Origin of the sequence: Paenisporosarcina indica (assembly GCF_001939075.1) — a bacterium.
Classification (GTDB): Bacteria; Bacillota; Bacilli; order Bacillales_A; family Planococcaceae; genus Paenisporosarcina; species Paenisporosarcina indica.
The window spans coordinates 167,216-187,879 of sequence record NZ_MPTA01000004.1; the positions used below are offsets into that span (position 1 = coordinate 167,216).

A 20,664-nucleotide genomic window follows, 5' to 3' on the forward strand; every position below is an offset into this window, starting at 1 on the left:
TTGAGTGGCCAGAGAACAAATAGAGAGGAATCAATAAAATGGATACAAATAAGAAACTTGGATTATGGATATTAACTGCGTTAGTAGTTGGAAATATGGTAGGATCAGGCATCTTTATGTTGCCACGTACATTAAGTGAAGTTGCCAGTCCTGCAGGAGTCATTGCCGCTTGGGTAGTTACGGGATTTGGTGTACTGATGATCGCCCTTGTGTTTGGAAATCTAGCACTTAGAAAACCTGAATTAAGCGGTGGTCCACAAATTTATGCAAAGGAATTGTTCGAATCTGGAAGTAATGCTTCCACGTTGTCTGGTTTTATGTCTTCGTGGGGGTATTGGATTGGGAATTTAGTGGGGAATATTGCCATCATTACAACTTTTGCTGGCTATTTATCTACTTTCTTCCCTGCATTAGTGAATCAAGCTGAACTATTTACGATTGGTAACTTTACCTTGAAAACAGGAAATGCATTGACCTTTATTGTCTGTACTCTCCTATTATGGTTTGTACATTTCATTATCATGAATGGTCTTGAAAATGCCGGCAAGATCAATCTTGTTGCCACAGCAACAAAAGTAATTGGCTTCCTATTATTTATTGTAATTGGGTTATTTGCATTTCAAAAAGCTAATATCATGCCTTTTGTTGCGCCAAGATACGATGAAATAGGTCATTCCATTGGGTTATTGGGACAAGTCAATAATGCGGCTGTAGCAACCCTATGGGCTTTTCTAGGTGTGGAATCTGCTATTGTTTTTGCATCACGCGCTAAAAAATCAATGGATGTCAAACGTGCAACGATTTTAGGATTAATGATTGCACTTGCGATTTATATAGGAATCAGCTCGCTCGTTTTAGGGATGTTAAGCCATGATGCTCTCCTTGCTTCCGATAAACCACTAATTGATGCCATCTATACTGTATTGGGACCGATTGGTGGTAAAATTCTTGCAGCAATTGGACTGATCAGTTTATTCGGTTCAACGATTGGCTGGGTCATGCTGAGTGCTGAAATTCCTTATCAAGCTGCTAAGCAAGGACTGTTTCTTCCGTCCTTCTTGAAAGTAAATAAAAAAGGAATTCCAGTTTTCTCAATGATCATAACGAATGGACTTGGACAATTGTTTATTTTCTCAACGATTTCCAATACGATTGCATCTGCATTTGACTTCATGATTATTGTAGCTACACTATCGTACTTGGTTCCTTATTTTATTTCTTCCGCATTCCAGTTAAAGCTCGTCTTTACAGGTGAAACGTATACCACTGGAAGAAGTCGAATGATCGATGGCATCATTGGAGTACTTGCTACGCTTTACTCGATTTGGGTCATTTACGCCGGAACCGCAGACTTACAAACATTTATATTTGGTGTACTATTATTAGCTAGTGGAATCCTGTTTTACAAACGTGTAAAACATGCAAATAGCATTTAATCTCTGAAACACCGCCTTCTTCTTATTACGAGGAAGGCGGTGTTTTTTCGTTTAATCCTTTTATTGAAGATGATGTTGTTTATCAATAAACCTTATAATTCGTAAGTCATTCTTTATTTCCAATAATTAAATTCCTTTATCTCCCGTTGGAAATGCAAATTCATGGTTGTTTGGCTGTTTTTCAATAAGAAATAGAAACATATTCATCACACGCAAATTTTTAACGGTATTACAGTCTCACGATATGACCACCCAGCAATTAAAGCATCAGTTAGCTTAATAACAACCTCAGTTAATGCTACGATTTCTCCTATAGATTGTCACAATCACTAAATAAACGAGGGGAATAGTACCGGTTAATAGGACTAAACCAGTCCACCCGCCTAAGTCCCAAATCGACCCCAGCAGTGAGCTGCCTAATGCAACTCCTATATAATAGGATACAAGATAAAGACTCGATGCACTGCCTTTATGATGTTCTGCTTCCTGACCGACAGTTGCAGCTGTAAGAGAATGAGCTATAAAAAATCCAAGGCACGCTATACAGAGTCCGATGATAACCAATGGGACGGAAAGACTCAGTGTCATGAAAATACCTGACGATAAGATAAATACGCCAAAGACTCGTACACGCCCTAATCCGAAATAGCCTGCCATACGTCCTGCAAGAGGAGATCCGATGACACCGAGACCGTAAGCGAAAAACAAATACGAAATAGCTTGAAGTGACATGTCATAAGGTGAATCCTGCAAGTGAAATGGCAAATACGTCCAAACACCTGTAAAGGAGAGTTGCAAAATCGCCCCGAGTCCAAAGACAATGAGCATCGATGGGTTTTTCAAGTGATAAGAATATTCCTCGATATCACGTGAAAAGGAAAGATTACTTGCTTGAAAGTTTCGTGACTGTGGCAACAAGAAAACTACTGCTGCGAAAATGAGTAAACCAGAGATGCCAAAAACAGTAAAAGATGTTTGCCACGAATATTTATCCGATAAATACCCAGTAAGAACACGCCCAAGCATACCTCCGAGTGCGTTGCTAGATATGTACAAAGCCACTGCAAAGCTGACGTATTTCCGACCCGTTTCTTCGCTAATATACGCGATGGCTGCTGCAGGTACTCCTGCCAGTACAAAGCCTTGGATGAACCTGAGCAGGAGAAGCAATGAAAAGGATTCAACAAACGGAATGACCAAGAACGGAATGGAAGAAAGAAGAAGTGAATATTTTATGTAGAAAACCCTCCCATTTCGATCTGATAAAAACCCCAGGACAATAAGTCCAATGATCAGTCCAACTATTGTGAGGGACAAGGATAAACTCGAAACAGACACAGAAACCCCGAATTCTTCGACAAATACAGGCAAAAGCGGCTGAACCGCATACATATTCGAAAAAATAAGCATTGATGCCAATAGCATACTAAGCATGACTTTCCAAAAATTCCTGTCCTTTAATGTATACCCAGCTGATGTCATATTTTCACTTCCTGATAAGTTAAATAATACTTGCAGTTATATATGAATTCATTTCAAAAAATTTATACAGCCATTCAATAAATTAATTATAAACAATTGGACATGCAACTTAAGATCAATCTCCAACGGAATATAGCTAAATTTCCCACAAATTGCATTACATTTTTTTGAGTCTTCCCCAAAATAAAACAGCACATTACATTAAGTAAATTGAGCTGATTTAATAATTCTTCTTATGTAACCTAACCAACCGTTAGCTATGGCTTAATTCCTTTTTTAATAACGATTGAGTGATTGTAGGCAAAATAATTTCTATAGTGGTTCCCTCATTTAATATACTTTGAATTGTTAATTGCCCATGATGATTTTCTATAATTTTATAGCAAGTCATTAGCCCAAGGCCGGTACCCTTTTCCTTTGTTGTATAAAATGGTTCTCCAAGTGTAGATATTCGTTCTTTTGGAATCCCGATACCTTGATCAATAATCGCGATAGAAATCTGCCCTGCTTCTTTTTCCATTACCTTAATGTCAATATTCCCCCCATGAGGCATGGCTTCAATTGAGTTTTTAATAAGGTTTAGAAAAACTTGCTTTAGCTGATTTTTTTCGCAACTAATCATTGGCAAATTGCTATCAAACTCAACGAAAATCTGAACATTGTTCAAAATTGACTGAGTGTTAATTAATGTGACTATATCTCTTATCATTTCCTTAACATCCTGTTCAACGAAAGTTGCTACGCTCGGTTTGGCAAGAACCAGGAATTCACCTACGATAGAATCTATCCTATCAAGCTCTGAAAAGACAATATCAAAGTATTCTTCGTCCAGATTATTTGACTTCAATAGATGAATAAATCCTTTGATTGAAGTAAGTGGATTACGGATTTCATGTGCAATACCTGCTGCCAGTTGACCCAACATAGCCAGTTTTTCTGATTTTTGAAGTAGCCGTTCAGTGTGTTCTTTTCTAATAGTAATATCCTTTCCAATTGAAAGGACAGATTCTTTTTCACCAAATTGAATACACATTGAAGTACCTTCCACAGAAAAAATCAATCCATCAATACGCTTCATTCTGTGTTCGATACTGTTTAATGGCCGTTTCTCTTTCATCACCTGTTTTACTCGTTCCTCTATACGCTCTTCATACTCGGGATCTATAAAATCATTAATGGATTTACCGATTATGTCTTCCTTGCTGATAGCTCCTATCATGGAAACAGCCGCTTCATTTACATAAATAATCATATTATCCTGATGAATAAAAACAGATTCAGGCAATGAATCAATCAATTTTTTATAACTTTCTTCACTAGAACGTGCCTGTTTTTCATAGTATCGAGCTTTATCATATTGCCTCCCAACTAGCCAAGCAATCAGGGTAAATATAAAGAAGTCCATCGTGAAAAAAATTTCATGGTGCACAATCTTTTGGTAGACGGTAAATAGTATCGAAATTAACACCAGAATGATTTGTCCCAATTTATCCATTGTATCCCTCTTAATTTGTCATATTTGCTTATATCTTAGCATATATCAATTCAATTATTACTAAAAATTTTGATAATCAGAATTGAGAGTCAATTAATAAATTAACATACGTTATCTTAGTATCACATTCATGTATGGTATCGGTTCTGCAACTTTCCCTTGGATTTGCTTCTCCTTTTACAGCAATACTCGCTGTTCTTCCAATGTATTCACTTCAACTGAGTTCTCAAGATAGTTATCACCTAACCAAACAATCTATCATTTTTAATAGTTTAATACGGTTTTTTGAGTACATGCTTTGTAAACATACGTTATACTATATTCAAATTTACTTCGAGTACAGAAAGATTGTGAGATGATTTATGACCACTACTAAAACTTCATCAATTTCAAATCCAGTTTATCCCGTTATGTTTGCGATTGGCGTATGTCATTTATTAAATGACTCGCTTCAATCGGTGATTCCAGCGATGTTCCCGGTTCTCGAAGAAAGTCTTGGACTGACGTTTACCGAGTTAGGGCTAATTGCATTCGCACTGAATATGGTCGCCTCTGTTCTACAACCAGTTGTCGGTTTTTTAAGTGACCGAAAACCGAAACCCTACTCCCTTCCAATTGGGATGGCCAGTTCACTAGTTGGTATGATTGGCCTTGCGTTTGCCCCACAATATTGGATGATCCTTATTTCCGTTATTTTCATCGGACTCGGTTCTGCAATCTTTCACCCGGAAGGCTCACGTGTATCGTTCATGGCAGCAGGATCTAAAAGAGGGCTATCTCAATCCATCTATCAAGTCGGTGGGAATTCCGGACAAGCATTGGCACCACTCATGAGTGCCTATATTTTAGTACCACTCGGTCAAAAAGGAGCAGCCATTTTTGTATTGGTGGCAGCGATCGCCATATTTATCTTATTGAAAATATCTGCATGGTATAAAGGACAGCTCGAACAGGAGAAGCTGCTTAATCACAAGAGAGTTTTAGTGTCATCATTTGCAAGCTTAACGAAAAAACAAGTGGGGATCGCACTTGTCCTACTTCTGATCATCATTTTCGCGCGTTCTTTCTACGTAACGAGTATCACCAGCTTCTATGTGTTTCATTTGATTGAATCTTACGGCTTGTCGGTACAAAAAGGACAACTTTGCATCTTCCTGTTTCTCGCACTCGGAGCCGCGGGTACGTTTTTCGGTGGACCTATGGCGGACAAGATAGGGCGTAAAAGTGTGATTGTGCTATCACTTTTGGTACCCATTCCATTATGCATTCTTTTGCCCTATGTACCATTGCCAGTCATTATCGTACTGCTGATACTGATTGGTTTCTTCATCATGTTGAATTTCTCAGTGACGGTGGTGTATGCACAGGAACTAGTGCCGAGCAAGATCGGTACGATGGCGGGTCTAACAGTAGGACTCGCTTTTGGTATGGGAGCAATCGGAGCTGTGGTTATCGGGATGTTAATGGATCATATCGGTATTTATGAGACGATGATTGTCATATCTTTCTTACCTTTACTTGGTCTTGTTGGACTAGCCCTGCCACGTGATCAAAAAATGATTGCCAACTAACTGAAAAAGTTCACCATTATAGACTGGACTAAGTATTCAGTTGATAATTATATGATTGAAAAAAGACTACAGATTCAAAATAATCTGTAGTCTTTTTGTTTGTTCTTATTCAATTGATAATCGATACGCTTTTACAATGATTCCATCATTGGCAGGTTCAAAATCATATTGCGGAAGTCGTTCAAAACCAATTCTTTCATACAACCGCATGGCACTATTCATAAAGTCAGCGGTGTGTAAACCTATGTATTTATACTCTTTTTGTTTTGCACGGTGGATACATTCATTTACCAATGCTTCCGCAATTCCTTTACTTCGTGCTTGAGGCGTGACTGCCAGCATCCTGATTTCCGGATAATCCAACTCATCAACTAGACCTGAGTATGCATCTGATTTTGCTGGATACAACACAATACTTCCGACTACTTCCCCATCCCATTCAGCGACAATTAGCTCAACACCTGACTGTTCATCGGTATCGGATAAAATTCCTTTTTTTAAGGCATTCCAATGCTCTGCGGGAACTTTTTGTGCATGCTCTTCATATGCACGCACTCTTTGTTCCCTCACCGAATCAATTTCATTACTTAAAGCTTCACGAATTTGTAACATCTCATCAACCACTTCTCTTTTTTATTGGCTATGTTAAGAATACTGTTGTTTATCGTACATTTGCAGTAGCCGCAAATGCACTCTCTCATTTTTCATTCGATATAAACAGCTTTCTTTAACATTGCTTATTTTAATAATACTCACATTATATCAATCCTACTATTCCTTTATGCTTCATGCTTCCTAATTCGGATAGACTGCCTGCAAATGACTGATAGATGATTTAATTAAGTCTTGTAAAACATCGACATCGATATCCGCTACTTTATTGACATAGACACACGCTTTCCCAGTCGTATGTTTACCAAAGTTCTGTAACAAGTCCTTACGTTTCGTGTCATCCGGTGCAAAATACAAACTGATTTTTGCTTTTCTCGGTGAGAATCCGGCAAGTGGTGCATCACCTTCATGACCGGTTGCGTATTTATAATGATAAGACCCAAATCCAATAATACTTGGTCCCCACATTTTCGCTGGGAAACCGCTTGTTTCAGTGAAAATATCCAGTAATTTATACGCATCTTCACGTTTTTTGGGATTGTCGACACCCTCGATAAATTCAATGACACTGCTGTCGGTTTCTTTTGTTTTTTGTTCATACATAAATGTATTCTCTCCTTTATTTGAGGTTAATACAAAATATTATACTGTAAGCCCGAATTGGTTCTAGTTTTTGCTTAAACGATTTTCTTTTTTTGATTCTTTATTATTTCCGTTCCAATGGCTCCCACTATCAAAATGAGAAACGAGATGATGCTGTAGTCCTTGAAGAAGGTGGTAAATGGAATATCCATAAGTGACAATACCAATGTAACAATTCTTCCGAGTAATAACACCATTCCGATGACCAGCATCCAATTAAAAGCTTTCTCTACTATGTTCATATTATTCTCCCTTGTCCTTTACTTTCACTCATACTGATGCTTTTTTTATAATACTGATTAATTCATTACTATATGTTTCTATTTGTTCTCTAGCATGTTTAGTATCTTTATTATAGACAAAAAAAGACATCCTTTCCTCAAAAACCTAGGAAAGGATGTCTTTTTTATTTTAATGGACTTTTTCAATGCCACGAACAAATTCTGTTTCGGTTTTTTTAAACCAAATTATTTCCTTTACGCTGTCGAATTTGATAAAAATTCAACTGCTTAAATAAGAGAGAAGAAGTTTCCTGGTCAATGTCAAACACAACACCATATGCAAAATAAGTGTTCTTTGTAGCCTTACGGACAATGGAAGCGTCTATTGAAAAAGAAACTTCTAAAATATTAAAACTGCATTCTACTTTTTGATGCATTGGAATGTCGATAGGGGAATTGAATTCCAACCCTCCCACACTGACATTGTCAATTTTAATGGGCAAGTTTTTTCCATAAATTGAGACCTCTCCACTGATAGTCCGATCAAAAATCACTCGAAAAAATTCGCGTCGATTCTCGCTCATCCCTTTCCCCCCGTTAAAATAAGAATTTTCCCATCACATATATAAATTGATTAATAAGCCCTTGATTTCCCCAATAAGACGAAGCGTATCAATACCTTCTTTTTCATTATTTAATACTTCATCATTGAGTTCAATAAGTTTTTGATCGATCACTTCAATTAATTGATGCGTCTTCATATCGCCGCTGTCATTAAAGCTTTGTTTTTCGGATAACTGTAAACCATAACTCAATGATTCACCGATAAATCGCTTCACTAAATTCTTATAATCCCTGAGATTTTCTAGTGTTTTTTGTTTTGAAAGCTTCTGTCCTTGAGTATCAACATGAGACATCAATAGGTTCAATGTATCAAGTTGCAATTTGGACTGTGTTGTTTTAATGACATTAGCAAAAGAGCTTGTTGGTTTACTATCCAAAGCATTTTTGGGAAGCCTGTCGTTTGGAAAGTTCGTTGGCCGCTCAATACGCAAATGAAAGCACCTCGTTTTAATTATGATAGCTTTTCTTTTTCTTCAACATATTAATGATAAGTTCTACTTCACCATGATCTTTCTGTAGTACTTTGGCTATTTGTTTTGGAGAAAAACCTTGTTTTGATAACTTCGATATCTTTTCATTATCCTGCTCGTCGCTAGGACTAGACTTTTGAATTGTCTGTTCATCGTCTTGTGTAACAGGTTTTCGAACCGAGATGGGGATGCTTTTCACTGGTTTGTCTTGTTTTTCTTCCAATATACGAATTCTCTCATCAAGCTTATTTTCTTTCATCTTAATGTAGTTAACAAGTTCACGATAAAGTTCATCGTTTTCTTTTTCTATACTCGTCACAAAATTTTCTATACTTTGGTTAATTGCCTCAGTATCCTCAATTATTTCTGCCCTTTTTTGTTTCAACTGGTTCAAAACGATAAAGGATCTTATGTTCACTAAAATAGCAAAAATTATCATGACAATAAGGAACCATTCCACGTGCATCACCTTAACCTTCTATACCAAATTATAATTTCAATAATTCTCATGTATCGCTAATATTACGGGGCGTAGACGCAGCATTGCTTTTGAATGCAATTGGGAAACACGAGATACGCTTACATTTAAAACTTCCGCAATCTCCGTTAATTTCAATTCCTCGAAATAACATAAAGAAACCGTTATTTTTTCCTTTTCTGGCAACCGATCAATTGCATGTGCCAAAGATTCTTTCATCATTTTCTCGGACAGATGACGTTCAGGAGATCCTGAATGATCGTTTTGGATCAGATTAAATTTTCCACCTTGATTATTCTCTTCATAGGCGGTCTCATCAATGGAAATCATGGTCGATAAAGCAGCATCTGAGACTGTTTTGTTCAGTTCAGCTTTGGTAATGCCTAAATAATCACTGACTTCCTCATCTGTGACGGAACTATTTTTTTGCTGTTCTAAAATAGCATAGGCACTTTCAATCTTTTTCACTTTATCGCGCACGGAACGTGGAAGCCAATCGCTATATCTGAGACCATCAATGATTGCACCTTTTATTCTCCATGACGCATAGGTCTCAAACTTCAAATCTCGCTCTATATTGAATTTATCAAGTGCATCAAGCAAACCTGCGAATGCCAGACTGCGGATGTCATCTTTATCTACCGATCTCGGCAAACTTATCATGAACCGTTGAATGACATACTCAACCAAAGGAAGATACAGTTCGACTAAATAGTCTCCCGCTTGTGGATCACGCTGTTGTTGCCAACTTTCCCAGTAATCAAGTTCTTCTTTTGACAATTTATTGTTCAACGAGTTTCACCACCAGTTATAGGATCGCTCTTACCTACTACTTAAAAAGCATTTTCAGTAGAAATCCTTTGATTCCAAGTTTAAAAGGGACAGGAAGTTGAAGATAGTCACTTGTGACAATTTGCATGGCCTGTGAGGCATGGCTGTTTGGATAGGCAAGTATAAATGGAACTTGTTTTTTTACGGCATTCGGTACATTGACATCGCTTGGAATGAAACCTAGTGTCCCAATCTGTTTATTTAAAAACTGTTCGGTCACTTTTTTAAAGTTCTCAGCAGTTTGTTTCCCCTCTTTTTCACTTGTACATTGATTGATAATCAGTTTCATATGTACATTTTGATCCTTGGCATGAACCATTTTCACAATGGAATAGGCATCCGTTATTGAAGTAGGCTCTGGAGTCGTCACTAAAATGACGTCGTCAGCCGCTAAAATAAAACGCAAATTTTCATAGGATAACCCTGCACCCGTGTCCAGAATAATATAATCTACAGAACCCTGAATCGTACTCAACTCACTGAAAAATTTGTTTATTTTCGTCTCATCTAAGTGGAACATATCATTGAAACCGGTACCACCAGAAATGAACAGCAAGCCATTTGGTCCTTCTTCAATAATGTCCCAAAGCGATAAATCCTTTTCTATCATCGTGGCAACGGACTCTTTGTTCGATCTGCCTAACAGTACATCGACATTTGCAAATCCTAGATCAACATCGAATATCAGGACTTTTTTATTTTGTTTCACCAAGCCTAAAGCAAAATTCAATGCAAAGTTTGATTTTCCCACTCCACCTTTACCGCTTGTGACAGCAATAACCCGAGTTTGTCTTTTCTCTTTTTTGCATTTTTTTTGCTGGATTTTATCTCTTAATTGCTTTGCTTGATCAATCATTTTCATCTTCTCCTAATACGAAGTCTGCGATCAGCTCCGGAGTAACCGAAAGAATATCATCTGGAACATTTTGGCCATTGGCAATGTAACGGATTGGGATGGAATAATGATAAATTAAATTTAGAATTGCTCCTGAAGAACTAGTTTCATCCTGTTTGGTCAAAATCAGCTGGTCCATTGCAATCGTCTGGAAATTATCAATGATTTTCTTCATATCCTCGTATTTGGATGTAAGGCTTAGCACTAAATTAATCTGTATTTTCTTTTGCTCTGGGAGCATCAGTTTCAGATTGTCAATATACTGTTTTTGTTGATAGTTCCTGCCTGCTGTATCCATCAAAATGATATCGCAGTCGCTGAGATCGTCCAATGCAGCAGTAAGATCCGCTGAAGATTCCACTACCCTGATTGGGATATTCAATATGCCTGCATAGGTTTTCAATTGCTCCACTGCCGCAATCCGATAAGTATCTGATGTGATCAGCCCGACTTTTTTCTCTTCACTCAACAAGTAATCTGCAGCAATTTTAGCAATTGTTGTTGTTTTCCCTACTCCTGTAGGACCAATAAAACAAATGATGTCAGTCTTTCTTCTGCTCGGTCTCTTTTTGTGAGAATTGATCAGCTTGATGATTTCTTTCCGTGCCACTGCTTGTATTTTTTCTTCTGTATAATTGGGATGCTGTTCTAATACCAACATCAGCTTTACGACTAACTCGGACTTAATTTCTTCCGTGATTCCCTGTTCAGTGAATTTTTGATTCAATGATTTCAACGCTTCAGGTAGCTGTTCCTCATCGATTGCCTGAAACATGAATTGCTTCAAGCTTTTCAGTTCACTCATGATTTCACTCAGTTTTTCAGCTTCCTTGTTAGAAGGATCTTCGGATTCAATTACTACCGGAGCCTCTTCCGTTTCGTTTTCTAGAGATAGGGATTCGGAATTGACGGTTTCGATGTTTCTCTTCTTTTCACTCGGCATGGTTTCGGCTGCCGCGATGACCTCAAGTTTTTCTTTCTTAAATAACCCAAGGAATCCACCTGTTTTAACTTTCTTGGTATTTAGAATGAGTGCGTCTACACCCAAGTCTCTTTTAATCATTGGAATTGCTTCGGTTACATTATTGACTATGTAAGTTTTCAACCTCATAAGCTATTGACCCACCCCGACTGAGATATTAATGACCCCTACGCTCTGAATTTCGATTTCTGGTTCTAGTTCGTTATAAGAAAGTACTGGAAGTTCCGGGGCAAAACGTTCAATAAACTGCCGCATATACATGCGAGTTGCAGGTGATGTAAGCAAGATTGGCTGAACACCCGATTGTTGAAGTTGTGTTGCTTGTTCGGAAATCTTTTGGAAAATAAGTTGTGATGATTCCGGATCGATTGATAAATAACTTCCTTGCTCTGTGCGATGTACAGAATCTGCGAACTTTTTCTCGAGACTTGCTCCTGCAGTAATGACCTGTAATGGTTCTTGTGGATTGGTATACTGTAATGTAATTTGTCTTGAAAGAGCTTGTCTCACATATTCTGTCAAGACATCTGTGTCTTTTGTTTGGGACGAATAATCTGCCAATGTTTCCAAAACGACAAGCAAATTGCGAATCGATACTTTTTCTTTTAAAAGCTTCATCAATACTTTTTGCACTTCTCCTATTGCCATCATATTTGGTATTAGCTCTTCCACAACTGCAGGTGAGGTTTCTCTCATGTTTTCAATAAGTGATTTAACTTCTTGTCTGCCAATCAATTCATGAGCATGTCGTTTGATGACTTCCGTTAGGTGTGTAGACACAACAGAAGGCGGATCGACAATTGCATATCCCGCCATTTCGGCTTCTTCTTTCATTTCCTCATTGACCCACAACGCTGGCATACCGAATGCCGGTTCAATGGTCTCGATGCCTTCAACGTTTTCATCATCTATCCCAGGGCTCATTGCTAAATAATGATCCAGCATGATCTCACCAGAAGCGACTCGATTGCCTTTAATTTTAATTACATATTGATTGGGGAAAAGTTGAATATTATCACGAATACGTATGACTGGAACGACGATTCCCAATTCGATTGCACATTGTCTACGAATCATGATGACCCGGTCCAGCAAGTCCCCTCCTTGATTCTTATCCGCAATTGGAATCAGCCCATAACCGAATTCGAATTCAATCGCATCAACATGCAGGAGATCGATGACACTTTCAGGACTTTTCATCACTTCCAGCTCCTGGTCCTCACTGGAAGCTTCCTTGTCTTCATCCTCTTCCGCTTTCAATGTGCGCTGCATTCTATACCCACCGAAGGCGACAAGTGCCGCGACAGGTAACACTAATAGAGGATTGATTGGAGTAAATACCGCGAATAATGCCAGTACTCCAGCAACGATATATAACATTTTCGGGTATGCGAAAAGTTGTCTCGTAATGTCTGTACCTAGGTTCCCTTCAGAAGCAGCCCTTGTAACGATGATTCCAGCCGCAGTTGAAATCAACAATGCCGGAATCTGACTTACTAGGCCATCTCCGATTGATAATAGCGTAAATAGTTCTGCAGCCTCACCAATAGGCAGTTTGTGAACCACAACTCCGATTATCAAACCACCTATAATATTTATGAGAACAATGATAATTCCAGCAATCGCATCCCCTTTAACGAACTTACTGGCACCGTCCATTGCACCGTAGAAGTCTGCTTCCTTGCTAACCTTTTCTCTACGCTTTTTTGCTTCTTGGTCGGAAATCATTCCTGCACCTAGATCGGCATCGATACTCATTTGTTTTCCCGGCATGGAGTCGAGTGTAAAACGAGCTGCTACTTCGGCAACACGCTCAGACCCTTTGGTAATTACCAGGAATTGAATAATGACTAGTATCAAGAAAATTAAAATCCCAATGATTGGACTTCCCCCGACAACAAATGAACCAAATGTTTCAACAACTTCTCCACCCGTTTGATTAGTTAATATCGATCTGGTTGTTGATACATTTAAACCTAATCGAAACAATGTTGTCAGTAATAATAACGTAGGAAAAATTGAAAACTCTAGAGCTTCTTTAGTATTCATCGCTACAAGAATAATGGTTAAGGAAATGCTGATATTCACCATAATTAATAAATCTAGTAATAGTGGAGGAAGAGGAATAACCATCATCACGACAATCATAATAACTGATACCAATACAAGATAATCTTTGATTTTCAAGCTACTTCCTCTTCCCTTAAGTTCATTTGATTTTTCCTTTTAACCGGTAGATATATGCTAAAACTTCTGCAACCGCTAAGAACAATTCCTCTGGAACAGAGTCTCCTATTTCAACCTGTTGATATAGAGCGCGGGCGAGCGGTTTATTTTCCATGATAACAATACCAAGTTCTTTTGCTTTTTCTTTGATTTTCAGCGCAAGATGATCTTTACCCATTGCAATAACCATTGGTGCTTCCATTGTTTCTGCATCATACTTGATTGCAATTGCGTAATGTGTTGGGTTAGTGATGAGAACATCTGCATTCGGCAAGTCTTGAATCATTCGGTTCATACTCATTTGCCTTTGCCGTTCTTTGATTTTCGATTTAATCAGGGGGTCCCCTTCAGACTTTTTGTACTCATCTTGAATGTCTTGTTTTGACATGCGAATGCCTTTTTCAAATTCATACTTTTGATACATAAAATCAAGAATAGCTAAAACTAATAAAATAATTGAAGCAACTAACCCCATTTGAATGACGAGCGAACCTATATATGATAGGGAATAGGCAATACTTTTCTGCGAAAGTAAAAACAACTCATCTTTTTCCGACCATAAAACACTAAAGGCAGCTACAGAGATGATGACAATTTTAAGTAATGACTTTGCCAGTTCCACTAAAGCACGCATAGAAAATATTCTTTTCGCACCTTGAATCGGATCTATGCGTTCAAGCTTTGCCATTAATGGGTCTGTCGTAAATAAGGACCCAACTTGAATGAAATTTCCAAAAAAGCCGAATACAATGGCAGCTCCCATAATTGGAGCCAAAATTTTCATTGCATTAAATGTCATCTGTTCAAAGAACGTACGAATGTTTTTTGGTGTCCATTCCCAGCCAATGTACTGACTGAAGTTTATTCGATAGATTGCAAGAATCTGATCAAGCATCCATCCACCCAAAAAACTGAGTAACATAAGACCTCCCAACAAAATCAAAGCGGCAGGTACTTCGGCACTTTTGGCAACTTGTCCTTTTCGTCTGGACTCTTGCCTCTTCTGTGGTGTTGCTTTTTCTGTCTTTTCCCCAGCAAAGAATTGTAAATCGAGAGGATACCTTTTCACCCTATGGCCCCCCTAATAAACTGATCAACTGTGACATGCTTATCATTAATTTTTCAAACAGGATTTGCAAACCATAAAAGAAAAAAGGCATTGAAAGAAATAGCATAATGAATCCTACAAAAATCTTTAATGGAAGCCCGACAGCAAAAATGTTTAGTTGCGGAACTGTTTTAGCCAATATCCCAAGTGCAATATCGACAAGGAACAGCGCACCAACACTAGGCAAAGCCATTTGTAGGGCAATCAAAAACATTTCAGTAAATAATGTCGTCATAAAATGTGCAATATCTTCAAACTTGGCCGAGAAAGAAATTGATTCTACCGGCAATAGATAATAGCTTTGCATGACACCATCAAGCATTAAATGATGGCCGTTAACCGTGAGTAAGAACAGCAATGCCAATATATATTTGAAATGTCCAATGATTGGGACCTGGGTTCCTGTTTGAGGATCCATTACACTGGCCATCGAAAAACCCATTTGAAAATCGATAAAAGCACCAGCTATTTGAACCGTGTATAAGAGTAATGCAGCAGTAAAGCCAAGAGTTATACCTATACCGAATTCTTTTATAATTAACAAAATGTAAAAGGAATCCAATAAAATAGGCTCTTCAACTGTCAGGCTCGAAAAGGCAATCAGAGAAATAAAAAAACCAAGACCTATCTTAAATTGGGTTGGAACTCCCCGCATCGAAAATAAAGGGGCTATGATAAAAAAGCTAGTTAGTCGTACGAATATAAGTAAAAGTAAAGGGTACATTTCTAGAATAGAATTCATGACATCCCCACTATCCGATTAATTGAGGGAGTTGTTGAAACAAATCTCTTGTAAAATCCAGTAAGAGTGTTAACATCCATGGCCCAAATATCACAAGAGACAAAAACACAGCCAGTATTTTAGGAATGAATGCAAGGGTTTGTTCCTGTATTTGTGTCATCGCCTGGAATATGCTCACAATAAGTCCTACAGCTAACGCAATGAGAAGCATTGGAGCAGAAATGAGGATAATCATATAAATCGATTGTTCAGCTAGTTTAATTACCGTATCTGGAGTCATCTTTTTCTTCCCTTCACTAGAAGCTGACAAGCAACGATTCAATGATTAAATACCAGCCGTCAACAAGTACAAACAATAATATTTTAAATGGCAATGAGATCATGACTGGCGGAAGCATCATCATTCCCATTGCCATAAGCGTACTGGCAACAACCATATCAATGATCAAAAAAGGGATAAAGATAACAAAGCCGATCTGGAAAGCGGTTTTCAACTCACTTATGGCAAATGCAGGGATGAGCGAAGTCAAGGGGATGTCTTCAATGCTGTCAGGCTTCGATAAGCCAGCATACTTGAAAAACAATGCCAAATCTTTTTCCCGTGTATGCTCAGCCATAAACTCCTTTATAGGAACAACGGCTGTATCAAGAGCTTCTTCCTGAGTTATTTTCTCTGCCAAATAAGGCTGCAAGGCAATTTCATTAATGTCGATAGCTATTGGTGACATGATGAAAAACGTCAAAAACAAGGCAAGCCCCACAAGCACTTGATTGGGTGGCATAGACTGTGTTCCTAACCCTGTGCGGACAAATGATAAAACAATAATAATTCGGGTAAAGCTTGTCATCATGATCAAGATTCCAGGAGCAAGTGAAAGAACAGTCAACAAGAACAGGAGTTGCAGGGTAACCGAAACATCTCCTGGAGCATCTGTTATACCTAAGTCAATACCAGGTATACTCACTAAAAATAATATGTCTGTCATCATGTTGAACTACCTTCTTTATCATCATCTTCTTTGGTCAAATCAAACTTGAGCTGGTCCTGCTTAGCCTTTTGCTTATTCAGACTTTGACTGAATAAATGCTCAAAACCACTAGTACTGGCTTTTGTTTTTGTTTCAGTCCGACCTCTGATTTTATCTTTAATAAAAGTAGATAGAGAGTTCGACAAAAGCGTTGGCTGTTGTTCTAGATTCTTTTCAATGCTGTTGATTTCATCTGCATCAGAAATTTCCTTGATCAATGAGACTTGGTCTCCAACTCCAATTAACAAAACCGTGTTCCCAACTTTTACAAGCTGAAGCGACTTATTATTGCCTAATGGAGTACCACCAATTAATTTAACCGCTTGATTGGGTTGCATTTTTTGTTGTCTTAATGCAAGAAACTTGATTAAACCGTAAATCATGACAAGGATTAAGAGTGTATAGAAAATCAGTTTTCCGATGATACCCACGAGACTCGTGTCTTTAGTAGTTATATCAACACTTTCTACCTGTTCTTTATCCCCTGGCTGCCCGTCAGATTGTTCGTCAGCAATCCAGTCTGTTACGTTCGATGGTGAAGCATCAACAGAAACTGGGATTGAAACGAATAGGAAAGAAAAAAGTAAAATGATTGTGGAAACATAAAAAATATTCTTTTGAATCAAACCTGGTGAACTCCTTACATATCGCATTATCGTAGCTTTGAAATACGATCTGCTGTACTTAATATATCTGTTACGCGTACGCCGAAATTCTCATCTATGACAACAACTTCTCCAACTGCAATCAACTTATTATTAATTAAAATATCAACGGGCTCACCAGCTAATTTATCAAGTTCAATAATTGAGCCCTTCGAAACCTCCAAAATCTCTTTAACCATTCTTTTCGTACGTCCCAATTCCACCGTTACTTGAAGCGGAATGTCGAGAAGCATGTTCAAATTGTTTGGCTCAGCGTAAGTGGTTGCTGCAGTTTCATCGAAACTCGAAAATTGTACGGTTTGGATAGTTTGTGTAGAGTCCGAATCTTCCACTTTAGTTGTATTTATATCATCTGATTGTTTAATATCTTGAAATTGCATCTCTTGTGTCTCCCCTGGATATTCCTCATCCATTGTATCCGTCAAGATTCCCACCATTTGTTTCGCCAATTGAACAGGAATACATAGATAGAAACTCACACTTTTTTGACGACCGATTTTTAATTCGAAACTAGCTTCAACAAACCATTTTTCCTGCGTGAATTTAGAAACCTGGAAACCTTCTTGATTTTCTATCACGTCCATAGCTGACAAGGAGTGAGTAAACTCTTGATCTAAAATAGTAGACAAGGATTGTGAGACGGAATCAAACATTTGCTGAACAACAACTTGCATTACCTCAAATTGTTGTTCAATGTCTTCTGCTTCATTGCTTTCATCTACCATTTGCGTAATGGTTTGAGCGTCAGCTTTACTGATGAAGAGAATCTGAATGCCGTTAACTTCTCCTGTATACTCACCTAATACAACGTGAAAAGGCTGTGTGCTAGTCAATAACTTTTCTTTTGGTTTTATTGTAAGCATCGGAGTCATAACCGTTACTTGCTCAGATAATAGTGTGGTTAGTACGGTAGAGGAACTACCTAGTGATACACTGAGTAACTCTGTTAAAGCTTCCTTCTCAACTTTCGACAGCGAACTATTGGACGTCAACTTTTCCTCCGTCCCCTCTTGAGCCAATAAACCATTAATCTCGTCCGGAGATAATTTTTCAATTGTCATCGAATTCATCTCCTTCTGTTTGAACATCGGTAACTTGCACGGCCATCCGACCTTTCGAAACCCCTGGTTGTGCCAAGAATTTCTGCTTTTCATCAACCAACAGTGTTACTGGGTCACGGTATGATTCATTCAAACGAATAATATCACCGTTTTTAAGACTCAAGAAATCGCCAAGATCTATCGTTGCTCTTCCTAGTACCGCTTTGACATCAAGTCTTGTGCTGTGCACTTTTTTCTCCAATGCTTCCACTTCATGCTTTTCGATTGCTTGTTTCTGGTTGGCTAACCAATGACGAGCAGATAACTTTGGTAAGACCTGCTCCAATGCAATGTGAGGCAAGCAAATGTTAATGATGCCCTCTATGTCGCCAATTTTTGTATTTAATGCAATCATTATCACCGTTTCATTACGAGGTGACATCGTTAAAAACTGAGGGTTTACTTCTATTTCATTTAATTCAGGATTTAATTTCACCACAGAAGCCCATGCCTCTTGAAAACTATTCAACGCCTTTATAAAAATCCTCTGAATCACACTGATTTCAATTTCAGTTAAATCACTGCTGTTATGCACTATTTTACCCTGCCCACCAAGTAATCGATCGAACATCACATACGCGACATCAGGAGTAAGTTCCATTACCATACTTCCTTGAAGAGGGGGAGCTTTAAACACACCAAGAATGGACTTTTTTTCCACATTACGAATGAACTCCTCATAAGAGAATTCCTCTACAGATGCAACCGAAATTTGAACAAACGTTCGAAGTTGTGTAGAAAAGTATGATGTCAGTAATCTTGCAAAGTTTTCATGAATTCTGGTTAACGTACGGATTTGATCTTGTGAAAAGCGCAACGCCTTTTTAAAGTTGTAAGTTTGAACTTTTCTTCCCTTAATTCGTTTATCCTGAGTAGGTTCTTCATTTTTCAATGACGACAGAAGCGTATCAATATTTTCATCTGTGAAGAGATCTATCATGGCTGTTCCTCCCCTCATTTCATCCAGTTTGGTTCTTGCAAACTCGGTAAAATGTTGATTTTTTGATAGAAGATTGTTACTTTACTTGTAACTTCCTCAACGGTTTCCAATACGTGTACCTTCTTGCCTGATGTTAACGTAACAACTGTGTCTGGCGTGGATTCAATTCTTTCAATATAAACTGCATTTAAGGTAAGTGTTGTTTGATTTAATCTAGTTAACTGGATCATATTAAAAGTGCTGAGAAGAGACGATTCCCTTTCTCAGCCAGCCCCTCCTAAGTTATCGTTTCAAGTTTACAACTTCTTGTAAAATTTCATCTGAAGTGGTAATTGTACGAGAATTTGCTTGGAAACCGCGTTGCGCAACAATCATTTCGGTGAATTCTTCCGTAAGATCGACGTTCGACATCTCCAGCATCCCTAAGCCTAGTTCAGTGTTTTGTGCAGCTACAGTGCCAATTGGTCCTGGTCCTGAATTTTTAGTTAATTCGTATAAAGATCCGCCGGATTTGCGTAGACCTGCTGGATTTGTAGGTTGCGAAATTCCGATGTCGGCAATCTTAACAGGTGTTCCACCACCCACGGGTTCTCCATAGACTTCACCTAAGCGACTAATGGTAAATGACTCAAAATTAGTTATTGTAGGTGGAGTACCAGGAGTTGTTTGTGAAGCAACATTAATTCTATTCCCAGTATTACCTAACACATAGTAGCCTTGTGTTGTAACCAAATATCCATTTGCATCAACAACAAAGTTTCCGGCACGTGTTAAATATTGACCATCAGTAGTTCCAACACCCGCTGTAGGGTTTTGCACAACGAAGAATCCATCTCCCATAATTGAAAGGTCTGTGCCAACGCCAGTCGTCATAGCTGATCCTGGAGTATGAATCACATTTATTGCAGAGGTTGTTGACCCTAAACCAACTTGGATTGGATTAACACCACCGTTCGAGAGGTTCTGACTTAATAAATCTTGGAAGTTTATCGTGCTTTTCTTATATCCAATCGTGTTTACATTTGCAATATTGTTTCCGATAACATCTAATTTTGTTTGGAAACCTTTCATTCCCGATACACCTGCATACATTGAGCGAAGCATTTGTTTTTCCCC

The 20,664-nt window shown here is 38.2% G+C and carries 23 protein-coding genes; 2 read left to right on the top strand and 21 right to left on the bottom strand.

The features are described 5' to 3' along the window. The first annotated feature begins 38 nt into the window (after positions 1-38). Complete coding sequence (locus GY23_RS11725; protein ID WP_075619406.1) at positions 39-1,436, top strand: amino acid permease; 1,398 nt, start codon at positions 39-41, stop codon at positions 1,434-1,436. Positions 1,437-1,724: 288 nt separating this feature from the next. On the opposite strand, the gene GY23_RS11730 is transcribed toward GY23_RS11725, so the two are convergent. Next, positions 1,725-2,918 carry an MFS transporter gene (locus GY23_RS11730; protein WP_075619407.1) on the bottom strand — a complete coding sequence of 398 codons (1,194 nt, stop codon included), beginning with the start codon at positions 2,916-2,918 and terminating at the stop codon, positions 1,725-1,727. 253 nt (positions 2,919-3,171) lie between these two features. Further along, positions 3,172-4,413 carry an ATP-binding protein gene (locus GY23_RS11735; RefSeq protein WP_075619408.1) on the bottom strand — a complete coding sequence of 414 codons (1,242 nt, stop codon included), beginning with the start codon at positions 4,411-4,413 and terminating at the stop codon, positions 3,172-3,174. A 362-nt stretch (positions 4,414-4,775) separates the two neighbouring features. Here GY23_RS11735 and GY23_RS11740 point away from each other — a divergent pair, with 362 nt between their 5' ends. Beyond that, entirely contained in the window at positions 4,776-5,984 is a 1,209-nt protein-coding gene (locus GY23_RS11740; protein WP_075619409.1) for an MFS transporter, read from the top strand. A gap of 105 nt (positions 5,985-6,089) precedes the next feature. Here the strand turns inward: GY23_RS11740 and GY23_RS11745 are convergent, their stop codons facing one another. The 19 genes from GY23_RS11745 to GY23_RS11835 all read right to left on the bottom strand — a co-directional run bounded on the left by GY23_RS11745 (position 6,090) and on the right by GY23_RS11835 (position 20,652). Further along, positions 6,090-6,596 carry a GNAT family N-acetyltransferase gene (locus tag GY23_RS11745; protein ID WP_075619410.1) on the bottom strand — a complete coding sequence of 169 codons (507 nt, stop codon included), beginning with the start codon at positions 6,594-6,596 and terminating at the stop codon, positions 6,090-6,092. 183 nt (positions 6,597-6,779) lie between these two features. Then, entirely contained in the window at positions 6,780-7,199 is a 420-nt protein-coding gene (locus tag GY23_RS11750) for a DUF1801 domain-containing protein (protein ID WP_075619411.1), read from the bottom strand. Positions 7,200-7,273: 74 nt separating this feature from the next. Then, positions 7,274-7,480: a hypothetical protein gene (locus GY23_RS11755; RefSeq protein ID WP_245827654.1), complete on the bottom strand. Its 207-nt coding sequence runs from the start codon at positions 7,478-7,480 to the stop codon at positions 7,274-7,276. Between the two features lie 215 nt (positions 7,481-7,695). Next, the gene (locus GY23_RS11760; RefSeq protein WP_075619412.1) at positions 7,696-8,043 is read right to left on the bottom strand and encodes a PilZ domain-containing protein; all 348 of its coding nucleotides are present in this window, start codon (positions 8,041-8,043) and stop codon (positions 7,696-7,698) included. A 33-nt stretch (positions 8,044-8,076) separates the two neighbouring features. Then, entirely contained in the window at positions 8,077-8,514 is a 438-nt protein-coding gene (locus GY23_RS11765; protein ID WP_075619413.1) for a YaaR family protein, read from the bottom strand. A 16-nt stretch (positions 8,515-8,530) separates the two neighbouring features. Beyond that, the gene (locus tag GY23_RS11770; RefSeq protein ID WP_245827655.1) at positions 8,531-8,992 is read right to left on the bottom strand and encodes a DUF6115 domain-containing protein; all 462 of its coding nucleotides are present in this window, start codon (positions 8,990-8,992) and stop codon (positions 8,531-8,533) included. A gap of 57 nt (positions 8,993-9,049) precedes the next feature. Beyond that, on the bottom strand, positions 9,050-9,823 hold the full coding sequence (locus GY23_RS11775) for a FliA/WhiG family RNA polymerase sigma factor (RefSeq protein WP_075619415.1): 774 nt from the start codon (positions 9,821-9,823) through the stop codon (positions 9,050-9,052). A gap of 37 nt (positions 9,824-9,860) precedes the next feature. Then, positions 9,861-10,718, bottom strand: coding sequence for a MinD/ParA family protein (locus GY23_RS11780; RefSeq protein WP_075619416.1), 858 nt, complete (start codon positions 10,716-10,718; stop codon positions 9,861-9,863). Continuing rightward, a complete protein-coding gene (gene flhF, locus GY23_RS11785) occupies positions 10,711-11,868 on the bottom strand; it encodes a flagellar biosynthesis GTPase FlhF (RefSeq protein WP_075619417.1) in 1,158 nt (385 codons plus the stop codon). The genes GY23_RS11780 and flhF overlap by 8 nt, the downstream gene beginning before the upstream one ends. Before the next feature lie 3 nt (positions 11,869-11,871). After that, a complete protein-coding gene (gene flhA / locus GY23_RS11790; protein ID WP_425434991.1) occupies positions 11,872-13,887 on the bottom strand; it encodes a flagellar biosynthesis protein FlhA in 2,016 nt (671 codons plus the stop codon). 61 nt (positions 13,888-13,948) lie between these two features. Beyond that, positions 13,949-15,034: a flagellar biosynthesis protein FlhB gene (gene flhB / locus GY23_RS11795; protein WP_075619419.1), complete on the bottom strand. Its 1,086-nt coding sequence runs from the start codon at positions 15,032-15,034 to the stop codon at positions 13,949-13,951. 1 nt (position 15,035) lies between these two features. Continuing rightward, positions 15,036-15,815, bottom strand: a complete 780-nt coding sequence (fliR, locus tag GY23_RS11800) for a flagellar biosynthetic protein FliR (RefSeq protein ID WP_075619420.1) — start codon at positions 15,813-15,815, stop codon at positions 15,036-15,038. 10 nt (positions 15,816-15,825) lie between these two features. Continuing rightward, on the bottom strand, positions 15,826-16,095 hold the full coding sequence (fliQ, locus tag GY23_RS11805) for a flagellar biosynthesis protein FliQ (RefSeq protein ID WP_075619421.1): 270 nt from the start codon (positions 16,093-16,095) through the stop codon (positions 15,826-15,828). A gap of 16 nt (positions 16,096-16,111) precedes the next feature. Next, positions 16,112-16,804, bottom strand: coding sequence for a flagellar type III secretion system pore protein FliP (gene fliP / locus GY23_RS11810; RefSeq protein ID WP_075619422.1), 693 nt, complete (start codon positions 16,802-16,804; stop codon positions 16,112-16,114). Beyond that, positions 16,801-17,469, bottom strand: a complete 669-nt coding sequence (locus GY23_RS11815; protein ID WP_075619423.1) for a flagellar biosynthetic protein FliO — start codon at positions 17,467-17,469, stop codon at positions 16,801-16,803. Before GY23_RS11815 ends, fliP begins: the two co-directional genes overlap by 4 nt. Before the next feature lie 26 nt (positions 17,470-17,495). Next, on the bottom strand, positions 17,496-18,569 hold the full coding sequence (gene fliY, locus GY23_RS11820; protein WP_075619424.1) for a flagellar motor switch phosphatase FliY: 1,074 nt from the start codon (positions 18,567-18,569) through the stop codon (positions 17,496-17,498). Further along, positions 18,559-19,548, bottom strand: a complete 990-nt coding sequence (gene fliM, locus GY23_RS11825; RefSeq protein WP_075619425.1) for a flagellar motor switch protein FliM — start codon at positions 19,546-19,548, stop codon at positions 18,559-18,561. Before fliM ends, fliY begins: the two co-directional genes overlap by 11 nt. Positions 19,549-19,562: 14 nt before the next feature. After that, positions 19,563-19,778: a flagellar FlbD family protein gene (locus tag GY23_RS11830; protein WP_075619426.1), complete on the bottom strand. Its 216-nt coding sequence runs from the start codon at positions 19,776-19,778 to the stop codon at positions 19,563-19,565. Between the two features lie 52 nt (positions 19,779-19,830). Then, positions 19,831-20,652: a flagellar hook-basal body complex protein gene (locus GY23_RS11835; RefSeq protein WP_075619427.1), complete on the bottom strand. Its 822-nt coding sequence runs from the start codon at positions 20,650-20,652 to the stop codon at positions 19,831-19,833. Between the last annotated feature and the right edge of the window lie 12 nt (positions 20,653-20,664).